This window comes from bacterium (assembly GCA_029210965.1).
In the GTDB taxonomy this organism is placed as follows: Bacteria; BMS3Abin14; BMS3Abin14; order BMS3Abin14; family BMS3Abin14; genus JALHUC01.
Genome location: JARGFZ010000043.1, coordinates 1 through 21711, shown reverse-complemented (window position 1 = coordinate 21711; position 21711 = coordinate 1). Strand labels below are relative to the sequence as shown.

Here is a 21711-nt window from a genome sequence, read left to right as displayed (position 1 = left end):
CTTTAGTATTCCGCACAAGGGAACGACACAGCAACGCAGACAGAACGGAAAAGAACCTCGTGAATAGGCCGGGCTAGTCCTGGCAGCTACCGTCCTTGAGCTGCTCCTTGATCTGATCCTTCGAAATACTGGTGGCCGGAAGCATCAGCGACATTGCCACGACCATTATCACCAACACACCCAACCATTGCATCAAGTTTTTCCTGCTCACTTGACTCCTCCCCACCCCAGTTGGTTATCACCATCACACACTTGCGCCAAGGGGACTGGAGAGTCCCGTAAGCGTGTCCGGACATCCAAAACTGTTCGCGTTTATTCCAGTACGGCGCCCCCGCTTCCCCCGGTTCAATCCACCGGAACCTCCGGCACAAAGCCCATGGCCTATCCATGCCCCACATCACGTAAGACACCTGGTCACGGAAAAAGTTTACTGGGGGGTTAGATCGAGGATGCGGGATCCAGGACCCCGGAGGCAGGGCCTGCTGGCCGGGAGGACCATGGCCCAGCTTCAAACCTCAAACGACATCATTTCACTCTTCACCCTTTCCCATTCCCATACCCGCAGCCGCCACAAGGGCCAGAAGGATCAGCCCTCCCAGGTAAGTCCCCAGGCTGAACTGTTCCATGACCCATCCGCCGATGAGGGGAGTAATGAAAATTCCGGCGTGAAAGACCATGTTTAATAACGCCACGGGCTTGCCCCTTTCATCCGGGGCGAACCTGCCGGATATCCACACACTGAGGGACGGGTACTCCAGACTGTAACCGACCCCCAGCACAATGCCCGCCAGGACTGCCGCGGACGGCGTCCGGAAGGAGATCAGCCACAGGTGGGAGATCCCCATGAGAAGAAACCCCAGCGTCACCAGGGTTCGGCGGGGCATCTGCTCAAGGAGGCGTATGACCAGGAACCGGCCGGTGAAAAGGGCCATTGTGAAGGGCGTGAAGTAGTACACCATGGGAATGCCGCATAATTTCAGGTACAGAGCCATCATGGTGGGAACGATGCCATATATCAATCCCACGATGAGAATGGCCAAAAAGAGCGGCCTCAGGGCGGCCATGCGCAGAACCGAACCGTAACCTGTGTTGTCCTGCCTTGCCTCCGGTACAACTCCTGTCCTGGGGAGCCTGACAATGAGGTTCCCGACAAGACCGGGAACAGCGGTAATTATAAACAAATCGCCAACCCCTATCCACCCGTACAGGTTTTCCATGAGCCAGGGCCCCACGATGTGAGGGAGGAGAACCATGCTGGCGTAGATACCGAAGGGGTGCACCATTCTTTCCGGGCGCAGTTTCCTCATCACATAGGTCATCCCGGCCGGTTGAAAAATGCCGTAGCCCAGCCCGTGAAATGCTCGGGACAGGTAGACGCCGGTGAAATCGTTAACGGTGAACTGAAGACTCAGGTGGGCCAGAAGGATCATGAAAAAACCTGCCCTTACCACCCGCAGGGGTCCGAACCTCTCCATGAGATACCCGGAAAGGAACATGCCAGCAAGCATAGGAACAAGGGGGGCCGAGAGGATGATACCGATACCAGCCTCCCCCACCCCCAGGTCCCGCAGGATGACCGCCAGGAAAGTGATGGTGGCATGGGAGAGGAAGACGAAAAAGGTGGCCGACGCCATGAGGATGTAGTCCCGGGCGTCGCCTTTGGCTGCGAATACACTCATGGGGGGACAGTGCCTGTAAAGGCGATTTTTTTCAACACGAAGTAGGCTGAGGAACGTTGAGGGGGGAGGATTGAGGTGGGGGTGATTGGAACTTATTCATGCGAAGCGATCTCGGGTTTTTGAGATCTGCGATCTGAGATTGAATACCCACCAGGTACTGATTTTATCTCACATTTCCCTGGGTTCGATGACCAGCAGTACTCCTGCGAAAACCTCATCAAACCGGGTCGGCGGCAACTTGCCTATTCTTTCTGAAAGGTTCTTTTTGTCCACGGTTACCAGTTGAGTCACGTTCACTACGGAGTCTTTGGGGAGGTTAGCCTCCCCCTTCCTGAGAAGAACGTTGCCGGGAGAAGAGGCGCGGGCCAGGTTGGAAGTGATGGCACAAAGGACAACCGTACCCAGTCTGCTGCGGTTGAAGACATCGTTGGAGATAACGACATGGGGGTGACGGTAGCCCGGTGCCGATCCACGAGGCTCTCCAAATCTCCCTGGGGGTCTCCCCCTCCATGGCCACCCCTTTCCCACTTATAATATAATTAAGGTGCTCACTCTCGTGGGTGTGGTGCGGCGTGTGACCGCCTGGCTCAAGGGTGAACACTCTGGCGGAGAAGTTGGGCGCCCCGTCGGCCTTGCCGATGGGAACCTGGCGTGAGGCGCCTACCGCCCCTTCCATAGTTACAATGTTTTTTTCACATTCCTCCAGACGGGTGATCTTCATGTTGTTCTCCTTATTTAGTTCGAATTCCAGGTTTCCAATTTCAGTTCACCTGGTAAATGTGTACCTGTAAATGAGCCCTGCTTTCACCAGGCCCGTAACTGTCAAATTCTAAAATCTTAATTAACCATACTGAGAACACCCTTCGGCAGGTGAAGGGGAAAAATATCTTTCCCCGTGAAACCCTGTGATGCAGCCTTCAGATGGCTGCGCTGTGGTAAGTTGGCTTTACAACGCTTTTACAAACCCACGCCTTCTCCTGTTTTCCGGTTTTCTCAGTGACCTCAGTGAGCTCTGTGGTAAAAAATATGGCTTTTGTAAATACCGTTGTTAAAACCAGGTACGCATAAATCGGGAGAATCAAAATTTTGAAGGTTTTCATCTCTTATAATCAGGTATCCCGCTTGGCGGCCGCCGCCAGAGTATGTTTCTCGATGGCATCCCTGTGGCGATCGGCAAAAGAGGAGCCAGGATCGTTCCCGCATTTACGGCACGCCAGATTGTAGGCAGCGCTGACAACGTGAAATTGTGGACATGTGTATTTGTCCCGGATTTCAAGGAACCATTTCCCGAAGCCTGCCTCCCGGATCCGCTCCCCATCTTCGAACAGGTTCGCACGGTGCGGCATTGCTACCTGAAACTCCTTCAGTTCTTCACAGGGATAATCAGTACACTGGGCACAGAACTCAACGCCCTTTTCGGCAACACACGCCACGAACTTGCAGTTTTGACAGACCGCCCCCGCACATTCGAGCGGCAGCCGTGACACCTCATCTCCTCCTCGGGCAGCCCGAACAAGCCGGACAAGCTCCTAAGTCTCTCAGGGTCCTCAGTGCTGGCAATATATAAAGTGCACGCCGGACAGAAGAGTCCGCAAACAGCGGCGAACTGATTTTCGGAATGGTCACTGGAGCGGTCTGTCGTATTCATATTGATACCACCTCCATTACATCTTTAAAGGGTAGGATACGATCCTCAGATTTCACTTCCGCGTTCTGTGTTCTGCCTTCCGGATTTCCCAGACCCTGGACACTGTTTATCCCCCATACCACCTTGCCAGCTCTTTCCCAATAAGATGAGGGTTATCCTCCTGAAAATAGTGGATGCGCGACCCTTCGACCTCTACGTATTTTGATTCAAAAGGGAATTTGGCGGATATGGGTTTATTAACGGTCATATGGGGTCTCCCTGGACTGGACGGAGCGGTTCCCTTTAATCGGAAAGCAAATTTGGACAGGATCTACAGGATAAGGTTAAGAAATTATCCTGTCAAAAACCCCCTTTGATCTGGACTCAACGCACCACGCACTGTTTGCCTTCTTCCCCAGGACCACGATCCTACGGCATCCGGCTTTCTATTGCACACCTACCCTCCAATATTGTAGGGTTTGATGGTGCATGGGCAAAGAAACATATCGATTGCATTAGTATAGGATACCGTCTTACCAGTTCGGGAGGGCGGTTTTTTCTTGTGACACCGATCGGACCACACAGGACGGTGACATGTGATATTCACACACAGACCTTGGCATCTTTAAAAACATTCATGCGAAACAGGTGAAACGGGGGTTCAATGGATACTGTTGGAAAAGGGGACCTGATCCTTAAAGGGGTGACCGGACCGGACGGTGAGGCCAGGCTGGTCACCATACTGCAGAAGGTCTTGCCCTCGGCGGCGCCTGACCGTCTCCTTGCTCTACTGTCAAAACCCAAACCCTTTGTCCTCATCCGGGACATCAAGGAAACACAAGCCAGGGAACTTATGGAAATGCTCCAGACTCAGGGGGCTAAGGTGGAGTTTGTGCCTTCTGCGGGGGAGCCTGTTTTTTCCCCAGGGCCTCCTCCAGGAGAGACTAGCCCGGTAACCCGGGAGATGCCGGTCCAGACCCCCCCGGCAGATCCATATTCAACTCCGCCTGTCGTTTCCTCTCCTGATGATCGCCCTGAAACTCACATAGACACAACCGCACCAACTTCACCGCCCGATTTCACCCTGCATCCACAATCGCCTGACCAGGGGATCACCATGGGCGCCACACAAAACCGGGAAGCGCAGACAGCTCAACCTGCAGTTAAACCAGGGCCAAGGTGCTTTGCGCTCCAATTCAACGGGTCGGCGGGTGAGTACTTCAGGATCTGGATCGTCAATATCGCCCTGACTATCCTGACTCTCGGAATCTACGGGGCGTGGGCCAAGGTGAGGACGCGGCGTTACTTTTACTCCAACACCTTGCTCGACGGACAACACTTCGATTACACAGCCAGGCCCGGCACGATCCTCAAGGGGCACCTTATCATCGGCGGGGCCCTCATCCTGATGAACATTTCCGGCAAATTCTCGCCCATGACCGGCTACCTGATATCCGTGGTTGCCTGGAGCCTGGTCCCCTTCCTCTTGTACAAAGCACACCGGTTCAAGGCCAAAACCGCCGTGTACCGCAACGTCCATTTCCGTTTCCTTGGGACCCTTGTCGAAGCTTACAAAGCCTACGCGTTCATCCCCATCGCCGCGGCACTCAGTCTCCTTGTTGCCCTTCCCGCACTGGGCAGCGCCCAGGATGAGGCCCAATCCTTCACCACCCTCAACATGATACTGGCGGGAGTAATGATCCTGAGCGGGCTTATATTTGCAGCCTCCTTTCCCTACTTCGTGTTCCTCCAGAAACGCTACCTTCACGGAAACCTGGCCTATGGAAAAACCGGGAGCACCTTCCTGGGAGGAGCCAGGCGAATTTACGGCATCTACACCAGGGCATCTTTAATGATACTCGGGGTGGGTATCGGCGTGGGGACACTAGGGGCAATTCTAATTCCCACGATGATCAGCATGGCCGGTGCTGAGGGACAAGGAGTAAAGGCCTGGGTTTTCGGTGTGGGCCTGATTTTCTACGTGGCATTCGGGTCGGTATTTTTACTCGTGGAGCAGTACATCTACGCCAGCACCTTTAATTACGCGTGGGGAAACACCCGCATCGGGCCTATTACCCTCAAAGTCTCCCTGGAGGCGAAAAGCCTTGCCTGGATCCGGTTTACCAACGTACTTGTCATAATCTTCAGTCTGGGGTTCCTGGCTCCCTGGGCGAAGATCCGCCGGGCCCGATATATCCTCCCTCGAACCACCGTCATTCTGCCCGCCGACATGGACGCCTTCGAAGCAGCCAAGGGTTACGAGGCTGGAGCTGCCGGAGACACGGCGGCGGACTTCTTCGACTGGGATATCGGCTGGTAAGATCAGAATGTGGGAGACGGAATGTGGAAGGTGGAATAATTTTTTCGACCTGGCGACTGAGCAAAAAAAGTATAACGCAGAACCCAGAACGCAGAACACAGAATATACTGATCACGGATCACGGAAGTTCCCCTACTTCAAGCTGTAGACCAATCGGGTCTCGCCCCCTTGGACGATAACCATAACGGCCATATCCGGAAGCAGCCAGTAATGATCATTCTTTCCGATGGTGCCTATGAAACGCTGCTTTTGCTCCAACTGCTGACGCAGGACCGGATCCACTGAATACTTTTCGTCAAGGAGTGCCTGCAACTCATCGGAGACATCCCCCTTGAAGATCACTTCCACCACATGGAGAACACCCAACACTATCTGGTAGTTGATTTCAACTTCAGGCAGGCCTGCCAGGGGCTTGACCGCACCCTCCGATACGTAGCTGTCTTTTGAAGCCTTCTGGAGGGCCAGCCGATTTTTATTGTAGACCGCTTCCAGCTCTTCCAACGAACCGCCAAGGGTTACTCCCAGCACTTCCTGAGGATGCGCCGGGACTCCGGTCCCCTGGGAGCAGGCGAAGATCGTTAAGATTATCAAAAGAGGAGCTGCCTGTATTTTCAGATCATATTCTCCCGGGTGCCCAGGTGTGCAAGGTAGGTAAAGTGTGAAAGCGAAAAGCTTGATAACACCAGGCGTTTGCGCTCCACGCACAACGCACTACGCACTGATCTCTCCATTACTCCTCGATATTTCTCACCGGGAGCGCGCGGTAGCCCCGGTATTGGCTCATCCGGGCAGAGTACCAGTAACCTTTGGCGAAGTTAAAGGCCTTCGCCTGGACGGAGTATCCCCCCGGGACAGCGAGAACCTCTGAGGACCAAACAAATCCACAACTGAGTTCGACCTGGGGTGCGGATTTGATATGGTGTCCGCAGATCGTTTCATAGCTATCCATGGAACCGTCAAAAAGCGTCTTCAGTTCATCTGCGGTGGGCATACGCCAGTTGTTGTGCTCGCTCAGGATGATGTTATCGCAGTAGCGCTTGGCATCATGCCAGGTAATGTGCCCCATGTTGTCCGTCTGGGCCCACATCAGGCCTGTTTTTGTGTCGGTCACCGTACCGTCCCCGTTATGCACAAACCGGATGTCCGCTCCCGCTGCCATTGCGGAAAAAACTGTCAGAAACAGGACCACCGTGATCAATCTTGATATTGTCCACTTACCTGGCACGCCCACCACCCCCTTCGTGAAAACTCAGGAACACGGAACCCCTGCAGGTCCTGACCTCTTCTTTCCTGAGAGATAGCATCTGTTTTCTATTCATTATAACCTAACCAAAGGCCATGGGAATGAGGGTCCTGTAGTCGGCTATGGTCAGAGCGGTTTGCCAGTGTCCTGAAGCCATTCCCCACCCCACCCACATGGAAAAGACCGCAAGGACAAACACAGGATAAACCCAGGGCGGAAGAGGGCGTCTTAAGAGCGGCAGGGTCATGGCAAGGACGCCATCCGCCGGGCAGTTGCTCACGCAGGTCAGGCACCCGGTGCACTCCACGGACCGGACCACCTCCTTCCGGTCCACGGGAAGAAGGAATGGGCATCCGCGGGCGCACGCGCCGCACTCGATACAGTGTTCCTCACTGCGTCTTATTTTCCATGGGCTTGCGAGGGACAACACCCCCACCAGGGCACCATAGGGACACAGGTAGCGGCACCAGAGGTTTAGATATATTTTATCGATCATACAGGAACCGTGCTTTTCCCTGTATTTAGGCTTCCCTCAGCGCCCGAAGCCTTTCACGCCAGCGGCGTGACGTACTCCACGATTAAATTTCATCGCCTTTGCAGCAAGTCATTCCTGAGTCTGGAATTCCCTTGACGTGAAAGGATTCAGGTAGTCGTTCTGTGTAAGCTCCAGGATGATCACACCGTCATTCGGTCCGGCCAGCTCGGCGAGGCTGCCGGTCAAGCCCTCAATCCTGCCGAGACTCGCGCCCAGGGACCAGCACCGGGCATGGAAGCCGGGAGCGCCCTTCTCAGCCGGTTCCCAATCAGATGCCAGGAGGGGGTGGGGTTCAGTAGAAGTAGAAGTAGAAGTAGGAGTAGAAGGTAACTTGCTACAAATTCGAGGAGTTGCCATGCTTTTCTATCTGGCGATCTCATGCGCTCCCCTCATGTATCCGCCTTGAGAAAGGTTAACCTTTTGTAGATATTATTACACATATGACCCCATTTGTTTGACATACCGCAATCCACAACCGCTCGACGCTTCTACGCCTCAGGTTCGCTCACTTCGCTCGGGTTCCAGGTTCCGGATGTTATTTTGATACGTAGATACCTGGATACTTAGACACATGAACCTTTTGCTCCCACGCCATGCCTCCGTGTCACCGCGTCTCCGTGTCTCCGTGTCAAATTTCCCCTCGTACGCTCTTCCCTTCCAACCACACTTCCATTAGAATGAGCTTTCGATTATTTATCCCCCCAGGAGGTCCACCGTGAGTAAAGGTACAGAACGCCTCGAACGCATCCAGGTACCGGAACTGGAAGAGATCCTCGGCCAGGCCTTCCCCGTTCTGGATGACGGTTTTGTGCGCCTCATCGACTACATGGGTAACGACGATTCCATCGTGCAGGCCGCCAGGGTCTCCTACGGCAAGGGCACCAAATCGGTGAGCGACGATCGGGGCCTCCTCCGGTACCTCATGCGGCACCGCCACACGACCCCCTTTGAGATGTGCGAGGTGAAGCTCCACGTCCGGGTTCCCATGGATCTGTGGCGCCAGTGGATAAGGCACAGAACAGCTAACGTCAACGAATACTCTACCCGATATTCTCTTGCCATCGACAGGTTCCGCACCACCCAGCCCGACCAGTGGCGACTTCAGTCCGAGATCAACCGTCAGGGCAGTGAGGGCGGTATGGACACCGACGTCGGCCAGCGCCTCACTGAGCGCGAAACCCAGGCCCAGAGCTTCTTAAAGGAAATATACGACGAACGGATCGAACGGGGGGTCGCGAGGGAGCAGGCCAGGAAGGATCTGCCCCTTTCCACCTACACGGAGGCGTACTGGAAGATCGACCTGCACAATCTCCTCCACTTCCTGAACCTGCGCATGGATCATAAGGCACAGCTTGAAATAAGGGAATACGCCGAGACCATCGGCGAAAAGATCGTCCAGAAGTGGGTTCCGCTGGCCTGGGAGGCGTTCATGGACTACCGTCACGGGTCCGTGAGCCTGTCCAGTGACGAAGTGGCGGTCCTGGCCCTCATAAACAGCGGCCAGATGGACAAAGCCGACAAACTGCTTATCGAAACCGGGTTCACGGTCCAGGACGGGGACAACGTCAAACCCACCCTGGAGGGAAGGGAACTGGCCGGGAAAATGGAGAGGATGGGAGTGGAAGTGCCGTGGGGGAAAAGCTGAGTATACAGAACGCAGAAGCGCCTTCCTTCCTGGGAAATATGCTGCCAGTGCCGCCAGCTCCTCCACTGCAGCCTGCCCTCCGCGCACCTGGGACACGCCTGTCTTAACCTTCTAAAAATCGGTTCATACAACATGGAAACACCCCGCATAAACAAAGGCAGGGATCACACCCTGCCTCCAACTGGATGTGAGCGAACCGACATTCGGGCCAAGAGGGATGGATCGCGAGGAAAGACTGGACAGACAAAGTTGGGTCATCCCCCAGATGACCCTAAAATAAAGTTTAGCAGACAAAATCACCCGCGTCAGGATGGATCAATCTCAGCTTTCAAAGTGTTGTGAGCACACATGTGCACGGGTGCAATAAAACGTAATTATTTCACAGTGTCCCGGCTAACTTTTCCCATCTCCCCTTTACCGGTTCGAAGCTGAGGCCACTTTCCTTTGGCTCAGCCGCCTTAACAGCTTTTCTCCTTCTATGGCCCAGAAAAGCAGAAAACTCAGGAACAAACAGGTTCCAAACTGGGCAGCCGTGAGGGGAACCGTCTTGAACACCGATTGCAGGGGAGGCAGGTAGATCACTGCCACCTGAAGTGCGCATGTCAAAAGGACAGCCCCCAGCAAGGGACGGTTGGACATGATCCCGGTCCGGAAAAGGGACTGTTTCCCTGTCCGCACCGCAAGGACATTGGCCATCTGGCCAAAGGTCAGGGTGCTGAAGATGAGCGTTCTCCACGCCGGATCATCCATGGACCAGAACCGGTATCCGGAAAACAGGCACAGTGCGCCCAGCAGGGTCCCCACCCAGACGATCCTGAAAACCATGCCCCTGGTGAATATCCCCTCCTTTGGATCGATGGGAGCCCTTTCCATGACATCCTTTTCACCCGGCTCCACAGCCAGGGCCACCGCGGGCAGACCGTCGGACAGGAGGTTGACCCAGAGGATCTGGAGGGGATAAAGAGGCAGGGGCATGCCCATCAGGGGCCCCGCCAGCATGACCAGGATCTCGGCGGAGTTGCTGGCAAGAATGAAAAGGACGAACTTGCGTATATTATCAAAGATTATCCGCCCCTCCCGCACCGCATGCACTATGGTGGCGAAATTATCGTCCTGCAGGACGATATCCGCCGCCTCCTTGGCCACCTCCGTCCCCACCAGGCCCATGGCAACACCGACGTCCGCACTCTTTAAAGCAGGGGCATCGTTGACCCCGTCCCCGGTCATGGCAACAATATGACCCCCGCTTCTGAGGGCCTTGACGATCCTCAGTTTGTGGGCAGGTGAGACTCTCGCGTAGACATCTGTTCCCTCGATCTCCCGGGCCAGGCGGTCTGCCGGTATCTGGTCCATCTGGGCGCCGGTAAGGACCCCGGCACCGTTTCCGATACCGAGTATTCCAGCAATGTGGGCGGCGGTCAGAGGATGGTCCCCCGTGATCATGATCGTACGGATACCGGCTGCCCGGCAGGTCTGCACCGCCTTGAGGGCCTCGGGGCGCGGAGGATCCAGTATCCCCACCATCCCCACATAAACCAGCTCCTTTTCATAACCGCTCCCCTGGTCGGGTTCCAGCGCGCCGCTGTCGCCGCGAAAGCTCACTCCCAGGATCCGCATCCCCATGCCCGCCAGCTCGTCGTGGCTTTTCAGGATCGTGTCCCGACCGGCCGCGGTAAGGGTGCCGGGCCCCTTGGAATCCATGATGCGGTCACACAACGGAAGAAGGCTTTCGATGGCCCCTTTCGTGATGACAAGACGCTTGTCCTGGTCAGATATCGCATCTTTAAGAACGTCAGGCAAAGCGCCGGGCCCTCCTGAACGGGCTTGGTCCAGACTGTGGACCGTTGTCATAAGCCTGCGGTCAGAGTCGAAAGGAACCTCTTCGAGCCTCGGCATCAGCTGGTCCAGTTGACTTTTACCGAGACCCGCCCTCGCGGCCGCCACCACGAGGGCTCCTTCGGTGGGATCTCCAACGGCCGACAGCGTCTTGTCCGGACGCTCTCTCAAAGTAGCATCGTTACAAAGAGCGCCTCCGGCCAGCAGGAGGGTCATGGCCGGATAGCCCGACAGGTCGACCAGCTCTTCACCTGGGGTCGTGCGAAGCCCTGTTTTAAGCGCCTTCTGAGCAAGGTCTAAACGCCGGCCCGCCGCGTCGAGGATCGTCACCGTCATTGTGTTCTCGGTGAGCGTTCCTGTTTTGTCGGTACATATGACAGTGACGGACCCGAGGCTTTCAACGGCTGGAAGGCGCCTTATGAGCGCCTTGTAGCGGAGCATTCTTTCCGCCCCCAGAGCGAGCGCTATCGTCACTACCGCAGGCAGGCCCTCCGGCATGACCGCGACTGCCAGGCTGACCGCCGTTAAAAACAACAGCTTGGGAGCTTCTCCGCGCACCAGGCCCAGCAGGACGACAAGAAGAACCAGGGCAAGGGCGGCAAAAGCCAGGTTTCTTGCCAGCCGGTCCAGCCTTTTTTGAAGGGGCGTCGCCTCCTCCTCCTGGTCCTGGATCATGCCAGCCACACGGCCGATTTCGGTGTTCATACCTGTCCCGGTGACCACCCCCTTACCGTGTCCGTGGACCACCGGCGTTCCCATGAACGCCATGTTCACCCTGTCACCCAGAGGAACAGCATCCTGCTCAGCCAGAGCCTTGTTCCACTTTTCCACCGGCTCTGATTCGCCTGTCAGGGAGGATTCCTGAATGCGAAGGGTCTCGCAGGACAGAAGCCGGCAGTCCGCCGGTACCATATCGCCGGCCTCGAGAAGAACGATGTCACCGGGGACCAGATCCCTGGCGCCTGCCTCCTCCACCTGGCCTTCCCGCAGGACCTTGACCCTGGGCACAGCCAGGCGGCGCAGGGCGGCGATGGCCTTTTCCGCCTTGTACTCCTCCTTGACACCCAGAACAGCGTTGAGCAGGACGATGGCCAGAATGGCCACGACATCGGAAAACTCCCCGAGAAACAAGGAAACGGCGCCGGCTGCCAGAAGCACAACGACCATCAGCGACCGGATCTGTTCCAGGAAGATGGACAGGAGACCCCTGCCTCGCTTCTCGATGAGCAGGTTAGGGCCTGTCACTTCCCTTCGACGCAGTGCCTCGGCAGAGGCAAGTCCGTTCTCACCGTCAGTATCCAGGGCCAGGAGGACATCCTGGAGGGACATCTGGTGCCAGACCATCTCTGTGGGAGTCTTGTTTTTGTTCTGTTTCATTTCCAGACCTACGGAAAAGGATCTCCCCGCGGACGACCATTTCACCAATCACCCCTGGATCCTGCCATCGGCGGAACTCAGGGCAGGTCAGTCACTGAGCATCCACCTTCCCATGAAAATACGGTGGACAACCCAATCACGATTCACGGTTCACGATTCACGGTTCACGGTTCACGGTTCAACGATTTTACCCTATTTATTTACTCCGCAGCTTTGACAGGAGACGGAGGATCTCAAGGTAGAGCCACACCAGGGTGACCACCAACCCGAAAGCCGCGAACCACTCCATGTACTTCGGGGCCATACCGTGTCCCTTCTCGATGAAATCGAAGTCCAGTACCAGGTTCAATGCCGCAATAACCACCACGAACAGGCTGAAGGCGATACCCATGGGACCGCTATCGTGGATAAGGGGCATCTGCCAGCCAAAGATCATCCGGCCAAACATGCTGATCATGTAAACAATGAAGATACCCCCGGTGGCGGCTACGACACCAAGCCGAAAGTTCTCCGTAGCCCGGATAAGTCCTGATTTGTAGGCCATTAGCAGAGCAAAAAGGGTGCCGAGGGTAAGGGCTACAGCCTGGATAACGATCCCCGGGAACTGGGCCTCGAAAAAGGCGGAGATGCCCCCCAACGCCAACCCTTCCAGGATAGCATAGGCAGGGGCAGTGGCCGGAGCCCAGGTCTTCTTGAAGATGGTGACCATGGCCACGATAAAACCGGCGAGGAGCCCGGTGATCATCCACGGCATGACCGCCTGGGCAGCTGCCTGAGGGCCAGCGGTGGCCATTTGCGCATAGAAGAGCCTCCATGTGTATGCAGCCGCGAAAACCACCAGCGCCAGCAGGATGAGGGTCTTGTTGACGGCGCCCGAGATCGTCATCGTCTCGCCCCCAGTCGTTACACGGGAAAAAGCCTTGTCGTTTAAAGCGGGGTTACTGGTTCGCATACTGCCTCCTCAATTCACTTTACCATAGTGGATCGTTAAATTTTACGACCTCGCCAAAATTCTCTTCGAACCACCTGGCGAAGCGGGGTTTAAGATGGTCGCTCTTCACCCCCTCCTCAATCTTCCCCCCTCGGTGAAAAACATCGCTTTTATAGCAACCGGAATCGCTCCCACCTTCGCACAAGGCTACGGAGGGCAGGCACGGTGTTTTAACCTGGACACCTGGACACTTAGATACCGTTTTCAGCCCGGAATGACAGAATAAAAAAGGGCCTTACGGCCCCTTTTGAGATTTGAGATCTGAGATCTGAGTTTCGCTCTTAAGCCCCCATATCAATAAGGGGCCTCGCATCCCTTATCTTGAAGGTCACCGCGGCCCTTATCCCGTCCGCCGCCTGGTCACCGGCCGCATCCCGGACCTGCTGTACCAGCTGCTCGAAGAGGGGCCCTTCCCGGTCTATCTTGTCCACCTCCATGTAAACACGAGCACCTTTCCAATGGAGGGGATCCGGATCCGGCTCGAAGAAAAGGAAAACAGCTTTGGGATGTTTCTCCAGGTTGTCCAGGGAGCGGTTCCCACCAAGAGCCATGACCGCTGTCTGCTCATCTATCATCCTGAGGGAATTGAAGACACCTGCGTTCAGGTTCCCCTCATCGTCGCTGGTGCTCATAGTCCCAAGGCGGTTGGGGCTGTTGAACATGTGCATCAGTTCTTTACGATCCATGGGTTACCTCCCTATGTAAAATCCATTCGTGCGTCCGTGTGTGCGTGTGTGCGTTAAGCGTGCATGCGAAAGGTTTTACGCACGTACTCACATACGCTTTACTCGCTTACCTTGTTTAAGGCGCTGTCTGCCAACTGAAGTCCACTGATTTCCATCTGCGCCCTACGCCCTGCTTTTCCTACTGACTCCTGACTCCTGGATTCTGGATTCTGTTTTTTTAAACACACCTACTGCCGTGCTTCGATCTCCGCTAAAATCTGTCGGGCGTTATCAGCGTTGGGGCCCTGAGGGTAAACCGCAAGCACGCTTTGGGCAGCTTCCCTGGCCCCGATACTATCATTGAGATCGTAAAGGAGCACAACTGCCAGGTTCATACGGCTCTGAAAATGCATCGGATCCGCAGCCGCAGCCAGGCGAAACCGCTTGATCGCCTCATTCGGCTGCCGGCTCCTTCTGTACATAACACCCAGGTCAGTCAGGACGTTGGGGTTCCCTGGCTTTAAGGCCAGGGCTTTTTCATAGGCCTCGATGGATTCAAGATACATGTTGCTGTCAAAGTAGGTGTTGCCCAGCTGGACCAGGAGGGCGACATCGTTGGGGTTAATCTGAAGGCGACTTTTCAGTTCGTTTATCTGCAGGGTGTAATCGGTCCCGGGAGCCTGCTGTTGGGCCGCGGGACTTTGCTGCTGGGACACCTGCTGTACCGCCGGTTTGGAGCCGAACATTTTGGGCCCGAGGATCCCTACCATCAGTCCGAGGAAAAGGGCCGCAACGACCAGAACGAGAGTTTTGCTGTTGTCCATGAAAAAACCTCCCGAAAAGAAAAATGGTTTGACGTTTGATGACTTCGCAAAAAGTCATCAACGCGCCCCGAGGGGGGCGCCCGGATCAATGACTGTCGATATAAGTCATTGATCCGTGAGGAAAGGGAAAACCGCGCTTTTCCCTTTCCGAGGACCAAAAAACCGATAACGGACTTTTTGCGACCCTGCCACGTTTGACGTTTGATGTTAATGATCTTAAGTTTATCTTTTCGTCCTTAAGTACTTCAGCACCGGGTACTGGGTACTGCTTTTACAGGTATTTCTTAACCTGCTCCTCCAGCTGTGCATAGGAATGGTACCCGGTGAGTTTTCTCACCAACCTGCCGTTCCGGTCCACCATATACAGGGTCGGTATGGAGGACACCCCCCCAAAAGCGCTGCCAATCTTTTTGTCGCCCATGACGATCTTGTAGGGGATCATTTTTTCGTGGACGAAAGTCCCCAGCATTTCCAGGCCTTCGTTGTCCAGTGACACTCCCAGGACGACCAGTCCCTTGTCCGAGTATTTCTTGTGCAGCCTTGACAGGATCGGGATCATTTCCAGGCAGGGAGGGCACCACGTAGCCCAGAAGTCCACGAGAACGACCTTGCCCCTGTAGTCGGAAATGCTCACCATGGAACCGTCTACAGCAGCGAGGGTGAAGTCCGGCGCGCCTTTTGACAGATCCTCACCGCTGTCACCTTTGCTGCAGCCGGCGATGATCAGCGCAAGAAGCATCAACACAAGGAGCAAACGCTTAGTCATTGTGAAGATCCCTGTTTTCAAGGCGCTCCTGGAGCCTGTGGATCTTTGCCTCAAGCTGCCTTCTCAGGCCCGCGAGCCTGACGAGGTAGCCGAGGACCCCGGTCCATATAAGGGCAAAAGCCACGAACAGACAGGTAAGATCACTCATGATTCCATATCCTCCAACGCAACGGCTATCCTGTCAACACAATCCGCAGCGTTGGCAAGGTTAAGGCGCTCCCTGATGAGAACCCCTGAAAGGAGCAAAAGGGCGGTGACACTGATAAGCAGGGGGAACACCATGCCAGGGTCAAGACCCCCGCCGCCCCTGAGCACCTGGGGATGGATTCCCCTCCACCAGGACACCGAAAAATAGACCACCGGCACATCCACGTAGGCAAGGATGGCAAAGACCGCCCCGGCCATGGCGCCTCGATATCCCGGGATAGCCCGCCTGAGCACCAGGTAGCCTGTATAGAGGAACCACAGGATCAGCGTTGTGGTTAACCTCGGGTCCCATACCCACCACTGACCCCACACCGGCCTTGCCCACAGCGGCCCGGTAACAAGAACGAGGGTTGTAAACAGCACACCTACCTCGGCAGCCGAAGCGGCAAGATGATCCCAAACCGTTTCCCGGCGAAGAATAAAACCGATAGAGGCGATGAACACGCACGTGAAGGAGACAAAGGCAGCAGCAGCGCAGGCGAGATGAAAGTAGAAGATGCGCTGGACATCCCCCATGGTCTTTTCCGTGGGCGCCAGCAGAAGGACGGCGGCCAGGGAAGCAATCATGGCGATGAGGGTCAGGATCGGTAATATTTTATCTGAGTTAAGCTTCATTATCCTTCTTTCCTGTCTCCTGTCCCTTATCGCTTATCTCAGATCTCAGATCTCAGATCTCAGATCTCAGAAATTCAAAAACAACCATTCTGGCGGCATAACCACAAGATTCCAATTTGAGATTTGAGATGTGAGATTTGAGATCGCTCATTCTTCAACCACCAACGGAAACAACACGCTCCCCAGTACAAGGAAAATAACATCAAAAGCAGCCAGCCGTCCGATCCAGGTCAGAGCCTGGTCACCACTGCCTCCCCCAAGGGCCAGGGTCAGGACCCTGACACCCCCAACGAGCACAGGGAGGCTAAGAGGCAGAAGCAGCAGGGGCAGGATGATCTCTCTGCCCCTCGCGTGAATGGTCACCGCTGACAGGATGACACCCAGGGCCACAAACCCGATATCCCCCAGAACGATCCCGGCCCACGCCACTCCAACACCCTTTATCGGGCTGTACCTGTACAGGATGCCGAAGATGGGCCACAGTATGGCCTGGAAGATCATCAGCAAGACAAGGGTTGAAAGACATTTTCCCCAGTACACCTGCATCCGGTCGCACGGCGCAAGGAGAAGTCCCGTGAAGCAGCCGTTCTCCCTTTCCCTGTCGAAGGCCCGTCCAAGTCCGAGTATGCCGGCGAAGAGGAAGGTGATCCACAGGATTCCAGGGGCCATCTCCCTGGGAGCAGTGGAACCGGGTACAGCGGAAAAGGAAAAGACTGTTAAAACGAGGAAGGCGAATACAGTCAAGGTGATCACGATCTCCTTACCCCGGAGCTCCAGAAGCAGATCCTTCCTGAAGATGGCGTAAGCGGCCTTCACTATTTAACTCCCGGTATGATCTCTGTGTACAGGGATATAATATTCCCAGAGGCTTGGAGGGGAGTTTTTTCCTGGTGCAGGATCCGCCCCCTGTTCATGATCGTTATCCTGTCACCGAGATCCTCCACCGCAGCCATGTCGTGGGTGGCAATAATGAGGGTCCTGCGGCCATCCCTGAGCTGCCTCAGGGCATGAGCGAAGGCGCGGGAGGATTGAAAGTCGAGACCACTGAACGGTTCGTCCAGAAGAATGAGTTGCGGGTCGTGAAGAAGAGACCTTGCGATGGAAAGACGCTGCTCCATTCCCCTTGAAAACCCTCCCACCTTGTCGTCCCTGCGTTCCCAGAGCCCCATGAAGTGAAGCATTTCATCGGATCTTTCAGCCGCCCCCTCAACACCATAGAGGTTTCCGTAGAACAGGAGGTTCTCCCGGGCGGTGAGTCCCTGATACAGCAAGGAAGAGTGGCCAAGGTAGCCTGTCAGGCTGCGGGCGAGAGCACTCTTTCCCAGTGTCTTTCCTTGTGTTTCGCCCTGAAGGATCACCTGGCCTTCAGTGGGTCTGACCCTTCCTGCCAGAATACCCAGGAGGGTGCTCTTACCGGCGCCGTTGGGCCCCAACAGAACCACAGAGTCACCCCGGTCCACCTGAAAGTCAATTCCCCGCAGTGCGTTGATGTAGCCGTAGCGCTTGACAAGGCCTTCAGTCTTAAGAAAGGTTTCCATCGCCTTCCAATGCACCCTCAACGGTTTCAGATATAAGCCCCGCCTTTTGGCCGGTCATGGCTTCGTAATCTTCCCGGGCAAGCCGTCCTGAGGCAAGATCCAGCTCCAGCTCATTATCCTCCGGGTCCTGCCTGCCATTATAACTGCGCCCGCTGGCGGATCCGTTCCTCACAGCATCTGGGGAAGACAATAGGGGTGAAGCCAGGATCACGACGCTTAAAACCAGAAAGAAAGCCGTCCAGATATTCAAGGCTTACCTCCTTCGCGGCTTCCCGGCAGCACCCTGGGCCTGCGCGGCCAAACAGCCAGAAGGACACCAAAGCCCACAACGTAGCCCCCGCCCCACAACCAGGATACGAAGGGATTAATCAATATCCTGAAGCTCGCCCGGCCGTCCCGGTTATATCCGGTAAGGGCCACGTACAGATCCTCTTTCCAGTTGCTTAAAATGGAAACTTCACTGGTGGGCTGGTCTTCCCTGTTTTCGTAAAAGCGTCTCTCAGGGACAAGATACCCTAACGCCTGCCCCTTGTGAAAGACCTTCAGTCTCGTGGTTACCGCCAGCCTGTCCTTGGTGGGAACCCACCTCATGTTCATGTACTTCAGAGTATAGTCCCCCACGCTGATGGATTCGTTGGGAATGATGGTTCCGGTCACCTCCCTGGTAAGGGGTGCCCCCGCAAGACCCATGAAGATGAGAACTATACCCAGATGGACGATATAGCCGCCATAACGGCGCCGGTTACCCAGGACCACCTTTAAAGCCGCCAGGGGGAGGGGGTCACCCTTTGTCCCCCTGTGTGCGCAAGCCCCCCGGTACAGCTCCACCAGAACGGAACCAAGAATAAGGGCCGAGAAGGTCATGACGAGGATGGTACTCACGTTCCTGATCCCGGAAGCAAAGGCCGCGAAAGCCCCCATTACCCCAAAGACCACCGGCAGTGTGAAGGCTCTGGCGATCCTGGCCCCGGTGGGGCGGCGCCAGACCAGCAGGGGACCCACACCCATGAGAACCATCAGGACAAGAGCAATGGGAACGTTTACCCGGTTGTAAAACCCGGGACCCACAGTGATCTTAACCCCTTTTGTGATCTCAGACAGGACAGGAAAGGTGGTTCCCCAGAAAACGGAGAACGCCATGGCCGAAAAAATGAGGTTGGTGAGAAGAAATGCACTCTCCCGCGACAGGAGCGATTCCAGAGAGTTCTCCGTGACCAGCAGCTTCCTTCGCCACCACACCGCCATGAGACCCAGCACGAGGGTGACGATCATGAAAACCAGGAAGAAGGTCCCCAGGCTGCTCTTTCCAAAGGCGTGGACCGAGGAGATGAGTCCGCTGCGTGTGATAAAGGTTCCAAATATAATAAGAAAATAGGTGATGATGATAAGATTCATGTTCCAGATCTTGAACATGCCCCGGCGCTGCTGGATCATGATGGAGTGCATGAAAGCTGTGGCCGTGAGCCACGGCATGAGGGAGGCATTTTCCACCGGATCCCACGCCCAGTATCCGCCCCAACCCAGCTCCACATAGGCCCATTCGGCTCCCAGCAGGATTCCCACACCAAGGAAGAACCAGGAAACCACCGTCCATATCCGGGTATGTTTGATCCAGTCGGAGTCGGACCGGCCCACCAGCAAAGACGCCAGGGCAAAGGCGTAGGGAACAGCAAGGCCCACATACCCTATGAACAGGGTAGGCGGGTGGATGACCATTCCGGGGTTCTGGAGCAGGGGGTTAAGCCCGTACCCGTCAGGGGGGATCTGTCCCGGAAAGAGGGCGAAGGGGTGAGAGACAAAGTTGAGTAAAAGAAGGAAAAAAGATGTGTTGAGCAAAAGAATGAAGGTGGCCCACGGCATGAGGTCCCGGAGCTTGTCTCTATGCAGGAAAAGAGCAAGGGCCGCGCAAAGAGCCAGCAGCCATGCCCAGAGGAGAAGCGACCCCTCCTGACCTGCCCAGAATGCCGTCACCGCATAAGCGTCAGACAGGGAGCGGTTGGAATATTCGAAGACGTAGAGAAGGGAAAAGTCTCTGGCCAGAAAAGCCTTTAACAGGGCGGCGCTGGCGATCGTCAGAAGGCCAAAGGTGAGGTAAACAGCCAACCGGGAGCTCTTGATGAGGTTTCGCCGCCCGGCAAGGACACCACCTCCGTTCCCGGCAAGTGCTCCTGCCAGAGCCGCGCCCGTACCGTAAAGACTGACAAAAAAAGCTACAATAAGTGCAGCGTCGCCCACGGCGTTCATAGGTCTTTCTTCTCCGGACTATTAACAGGGTCGAAAAAATCCATTATTGGCTTTTTGCGGGACCTGAAGCTTCATACTTGGAGGGGCATTTGGCGAGCATGGAAGCCGCCTCGAAAACAGGCTGCCCCCTGAAAACCCCCTCTACGATGACCTCAGCCCCGTTCTCGAAGGTGTCGGGTATCTGACCGGCGTACCGTACCGGTAAATCCCTCTCGCCATCGGTGATGGTAAAAGAGATCGCACCGTCAAGAGCAGACCCAGCGATACTGCCGTCCTTAACCCACCCCGCGAGACGCACCCCATCACCTGACTCTGGCGGAGCAGCGGACAGCTCTTCCAGGGTCAGGTAGTAAACCATGGAGCTGTTCATACCCGAAACAAAGAGGTACCCGAGGGCCCCGAAGAAGGCCAGCGCCAGAACGATGAATTTTATCCAGGTGGAACGACTTTTCATGACTTCTATCTGTGTGGGGTTAGAAAAATTACCCAGGCAATAGAACAGGGCAAAGTGTAGATGAGCAAGCCCCGTGCCACAGGCATTTTATGCTTTTATCTTTAATAATAGATATTTACGCACAGCACGTATAACACAGTTGCGCAGAAGTTGCACTGATATGAGAGAATAAGCGCAGGAATTGTAAGGGAAATGGGAATACGGTGGGGTGAAGAGTGAACCGTGAACTGGAAAACTCATACTATTTACCGTTCACTGTTCACAGTTCACCCTAAAATTCGCTGTTCACTGTTCACGGTTCACGGTAAACTTCACTTTATGAATTGGCTACTCGTTTTATTCGCCTACCTTCTCGGTTCCGTGCCCTCCGGTGTGGTGGTGGCCCGGGTCATGGGGGGAGCTGATCCCCGTTCTGGCGGATCCGGGAATATAGGAGCCACAAACGTCCTGAGGACCCTGGGGAAAAAAGCTGCCGTGGCTACGCTGGCCGGTGACTTCCTCAAGGGGGTTGTTCCGGTACTTATCGCCATAGCCCTGATACCGGAAGGCTCTTTCTTCCTGTACCTCACTGCCATGGGCGCCATATTGGGTCACGATTTCAGCTTCCTTCTCGCCTTTAAAGGGGGCAAGGGAGTGGCCACCACCATCGGCGCGATAACGGTCCTGAGTCCTTTGGTGGCTCTCCTGCTCCTGGCCACCTGGCTCTCGGTGGTTGTTGTGACCCGCTTCTCTTCTGCCGGCGCTCTTACGGCAGCCGCCATGAGCCCCATCTTTGCGCTCTTCGTGGTCAAAGACGGCCGCTTCGCCCTCTTTTGCGTGGCTGCCGCCGCGCTTCTCATCTATCAGCACAGGGTGAATATAAAGAAGCTGTTGGCGGGGACGGAAAGTCGGGTAGGGAAGAGCTAGAACGCAGCACGCAAGAGAAGTTAAAAAGCTGATCCAAGGGGAAAGCTCTCGTACGTGCGTGGAGCGTGCGTGCGTGGAGCGAGAATCTTAGAAATACACGCAGTCATCGCGAGTTGAACCCATACGAAGCGATCTCGGGTTTTTGAGATTTGAGATCTGAGATCACTGCTGTCCGGTTAAATGGTTTGTCTAGCCGTGCAACTTATTGTAATCAAAAGAGAAAGTGCCAATTTATGCCT

At 55.4% G+C, this 21711-nt stretch carries 24 protein-coding genes; 3 read left to right on the top strand and 21 right to left on the bottom strand.

What is annotated here, in order from left to right; all coding sequences use genetic code 11:
• Positions 1-73: 73 nt before the first annotated feature.
• From P1S59_12405 to P1S59_12380, 6 genes are all read right to left on the bottom strand, one after another.
• Entirely contained in the window at positions 74-211 is a 138-nt protein-coding gene (locus P1S59_12405) for a hypothetical protein (GenBank protein MDF1527053.1), read from the bottom strand.
• Positions 212-530: 319 nt separating this feature from the next.
• The gene (locus P1S59_12400) at positions 531-1679 is read right to left on the bottom strand and encodes an MFS transporter (GenBank protein ID MDF1527052.1); all 1149 of its coding nucleotides are present in this window, start codon (positions 1677-1679) and stop codon (positions 531-533) included.
• 168 nt (positions 1680-1847) lie between these two features.
• On the bottom strand, positions 1848-2207 hold the full coding sequence (locus tag P1S59_12395; GenBank protein ID MDF1527051.1) for a type II toxin-antitoxin system PemK/MazF family toxin: 360 nt from the start codon (positions 2205-2207) through the stop codon (positions 1848-1850).
• 389 nt (positions 2208-2596) lie between these two features.
• Positions 2597-2779, bottom strand: a complete 183-nt coding sequence (locus P1S59_12390) for a hypothetical protein (protein ID MDF1527050.1) — start codon at positions 2777-2779, stop codon at positions 2597-2599.
• A gap of 9 nt (positions 2780-2788) precedes the next feature.
• Positions 2789-3166 carry a DUF3795 domain-containing protein gene (locus P1S59_12385; protein MDF1527049.1) on the bottom strand — a complete coding sequence of 126 codons (378 nt, stop codon included), beginning with the start codon at positions 3164-3166 and terminating at the stop codon, positions 2789-2791.
• Between the two features lie 267 nt (positions 3167-3433).
• A complete protein-coding gene (locus P1S59_12380) occupies positions 3434-3574 on the bottom strand; it encodes a hypothetical protein (protein MDF1527048.1) in 141 nt (46 codons plus the stop codon).
• A gap of 396 nt (positions 3575-3970) precedes the next feature.
• Here P1S59_12380 and P1S59_12375 point away from each other — a divergent pair, with 396 nt between their 5' ends.
• On the top strand, positions 3971-5626 hold the full coding sequence (locus tag P1S59_12375; GenBank protein MDF1527047.1) for a DUF898 family protein: 1656 nt from the start codon (positions 3971-3973) through the stop codon (positions 5624-5626).
• 132 nt (positions 5627-5758) lie between these two features.
• On the opposite strand, the gene P1S59_12370 is transcribed toward P1S59_12375, so the two are convergent.
• The 3 genes from P1S59_12370 to P1S59_12360 form a co-directional block, all read right to left on the bottom strand.
• The gene (locus P1S59_12370) at positions 5759-6217 is read right to left on the bottom strand and encodes a hypothetical protein (GenBank protein MDF1527046.1); all 459 of its coding nucleotides are present in this window, start codon (positions 6215-6217) and stop codon (positions 5759-5761) included.
• A 139-nt stretch (positions 6218-6356) separates the two neighbouring features.
• Positions 6357-6851 (bottom strand): DUF1566 domain-containing protein, encoded by a 495-nt coding sequence (locus P1S59_12365; GenBank protein MDF1527045.1) that lies wholly within the window; start codon positions 6849-6851, stop codon positions 6357-6359.
• 100 nt (positions 6852-6951) lie between these two features.
• Positions 6952-7365, bottom strand: coding sequence for a 4Fe-4S binding protein (locus P1S59_12360; GenBank protein MDF1527044.1), 414 nt, complete (start codon positions 7363-7365; stop codon positions 6952-6954).
• Between the two features lie 754 nt (positions 7366-8119).
• Here P1S59_12360 and thyX point away from each other — a divergent pair.
• Complete coding sequence (thyX, locus tag P1S59_12355) at positions 8120-9049, top strand: FAD-dependent thymidylate synthase (protein ID MDF1527043.1); 930 nt, start codon at positions 8120-8122, stop codon at positions 9047-9049.
• A 414-nt stretch (positions 9050-9463) separates the two neighbouring features.
• Here the strand turns inward: thyX and P1S59_12350 are convergent, their stop codons facing one another.
• The 12 genes from P1S59_12350 to P1S59_12295 form a co-directional block, all read right to left on the bottom strand.
• Positions 9464-12262 (bottom strand): cation-translocating P-type ATPase, encoded by a 2799-nt coding sequence (locus P1S59_12350; GenBank protein MDF1527042.1) that lies wholly within the window; start codon positions 12260-12262, stop codon positions 9464-9466.
• Between the two features lie 196 nt (positions 12263-12458).
• The gene (locus P1S59_12345; protein MDF1527041.1) at positions 12459-13214 is read right to left on the bottom strand and encodes a Bax inhibitor-1/YccA family protein; all 756 of its coding nucleotides are present in this window, start codon (positions 13212-13214) and stop codon (positions 12459-12461) included.
• 320 nt (positions 13215-13534) lie between these two features.
• Positions 13535-13939: a pyridoxamine 5'-phosphate oxidase family protein gene (locus tag P1S59_12340; GenBank protein MDF1527040.1), complete on the bottom strand. Its 405-nt coding sequence runs from the start codon at positions 13937-13939 to the stop codon at positions 13535-13537.
• Between the two features lie 227 nt (positions 13940-14166).
• Entirely contained in the window at positions 14167-14742 is a 576-nt protein-coding gene (locus tag P1S59_12335) for a tetratricopeptide repeat protein (protein ID MDF1527039.1), read from the bottom strand.
• Positions 14743-15013: 271 nt separating this feature from the next.
• A complete protein-coding gene (locus tag P1S59_12330) occupies positions 15014-15508 on the bottom strand; it encodes a TlpA disulfide reductase family protein (protein ID MDF1527038.1) in 495 nt (164 codons plus the stop codon).
• Positions 15501-15656, bottom strand: a complete 156-nt coding sequence (locus P1S59_12325) for a CcmD family protein (GenBank protein ID MDF1527037.1) — start codon at positions 15654-15656, stop codon at positions 15501-15503. Before P1S59_12325 ends, P1S59_12330 begins: the two co-directional genes overlap by 8 nt.
• Entirely contained in the window at positions 15653-16330 is a 678-nt protein-coding gene (gene ccsA / locus P1S59_12320; protein MDF1527036.1) for a cytochrome c biogenesis protein CcsA, read from the bottom strand. Before ccsA ends, P1S59_12325 begins: the two co-directional genes overlap by 4 nt.
• A gap of 147 nt (positions 16331-16477) precedes the next feature.
• On the bottom strand, positions 16478-17146 hold the full coding sequence (locus tag P1S59_12315; protein MDF1527035.1) for a heme exporter protein CcmB: 669 nt from the start codon (positions 17144-17146) through the stop codon (positions 16478-16480).
• Positions 17146-17868 (bottom strand): ABC transporter ATP-binding protein, encoded by a 723-nt coding sequence (locus P1S59_12310; GenBank protein MDF1527034.1) that lies wholly within the window; start codon positions 17866-17868, stop codon positions 17146-17148. Before P1S59_12310 ends, P1S59_12315 begins: the two co-directional genes overlap by 1 nt.
• A complete protein-coding gene (locus tag P1S59_12305; GenBank protein ID MDF1527033.1) occupies positions 17852-18118 on the bottom strand; it encodes a hypothetical protein in 267 nt (88 codons plus the stop codon). Before P1S59_12305 ends, P1S59_12310 begins: the two co-directional genes overlap by 17 nt.
• Complete coding sequence (locus P1S59_12300; protein MDF1527032.1) at positions 18115-20112, bottom strand: heme lyase CcmF/NrfE family subunit; 1998 nt, start codon at positions 20110-20112, stop codon at positions 18115-18117. The genes P1S59_12305 and P1S59_12300 overlap by 4 nt, the downstream gene beginning before the upstream one ends.
• Positions 20113-20155: 43 nt before the next feature.
• Positions 20156-20566, bottom strand: coding sequence for a cytochrome c maturation protein CcmE (locus P1S59_12295; protein ID MDF1527031.1), 411 nt, complete (start codon positions 20564-20566; stop codon positions 20156-20158).
• A 318-nt stretch (positions 20567-20884) separates the two neighbouring features.
• Here P1S59_12295 and plsY point away from each other — a divergent pair, with 318 nt between their 5' ends.
• The gene (gene plsY / locus P1S59_12290; protein ID MDF1527030.1) at positions 20885-21472 is read left to right on the top strand and encodes a glycerol-3-phosphate 1-O-acyltransferase PlsY; all 588 of its coding nucleotides are present in this window, start codon (positions 20885-20887) and stop codon (positions 21470-21472) included.
• Positions 21473-21711: the final 239 nt, after the last annotated feature.

Bases quoted from the DNA above. Each gene is read 5' to 3' on its own strand.
- P1S59_12400 (MDF1527052.1), bottom strand. From the start codon at position 1,679: ATGAGTGTATTCGCAGCCAAAGGCGACGCCCGGGACTACATCCTCATG.
- P1S59_12390 (MDF1527050.1), bottom strand. From the start codon at position 2,779: ATGAAAACCTTCAAAATTTTGATTCTCCCGATTTATGCGTACCTGGTT.
- P1S59_12380 (MDF1527048.1), bottom strand. From the start codon at position 3,574: ATGACCGTTAATAAACCCATATCCGCCAAATTCCCTTTTGAATCAAAA.
- P1S59_12375 (MDF1527047.1), top strand. From the start codon at position 3,971: ATGGATACTGTTGGAAAAGGGGACCTGATCCTTAAAGGGGTGACCGGA.
- P1S59_12360 (MDF1527044.1), bottom strand. From the start codon at position 7,365: ATGATCGATAAAATATATCTAAACCTCTGGTGCCGCTACCTGTGTCCC.
- P1S59_12350 (MDF1527042.1), bottom strand. From the start codon at position 12,262: ATGAAACAGAACAAAAACAAGACTCCCACAGAGATGGTCTGGCACCAG.
- P1S59_12345 (MDF1527041.1), bottom strand. From the start codon at position 13,214: ATGCGAACCAGTAACCCCGCTTTAAACGACAAGGCTTTTTCCCGTGTA.
- P1S59_12340 (MDF1527040.1), bottom strand. From the start codon at position 13,939: ATGGATCGTAAAGAACTGATGCACATGTTCAACAGCCCCAACCGCCTT.
- P1S59_12335 (MDF1527039.1), bottom strand. From the start codon at position 14,742: ATGGACAACAGCAAAACTCTCGTTCTGGTCGTTGCGGCCCTTTTCCTC.
- P1S59_12330 (MDF1527038.1), bottom strand. From the start codon at position 15,508: ATGACTAAGCGTTTGCTCCTTGTGTTGATGCTTCTTGCGCTGATCATC.
- P1S59_12325 (MDF1527037.1), bottom strand. From the start codon at position 15,656: ATGAGTGATCTTACCTGTCTGTTCGTGGCTTTTGCCCTTATATGGACC.
- ccsA (MDF1527036.1), bottom strand. From the start codon at position 16,330: ATGAAGCTTAACTCAGATAAAATATTACCGATCCTGACCCTCATCGCC.
- P1S59_12310 (MDF1527034.1), bottom strand. From the start codon at position 17,868: ATGGAAACCTTTCTTAAGACTGAAGGCCTTGTCAAGCGCTACGGCTAC.
- P1S59_12300 (MDF1527032.1), bottom strand. From the start codon at position 20,112: ATGAACGCCGTGGGCGACGCTGCACTTATTGTAGCTTTTTTTGTCAGT.
- P1S59_12295 (MDF1527031.1), bottom strand. From the start codon at position 20,566: ATGAAAAGTCGTTCCACCTGGATAAAATTCATCGTTCTGGCGCTGGCC.
- plsY (MDF1527030.1), top strand. From the start codon at position 20,885: ATGAATTGGCTACTCGTTTTATTCGCCTACCTTCTCGGTTCCGTGCCC.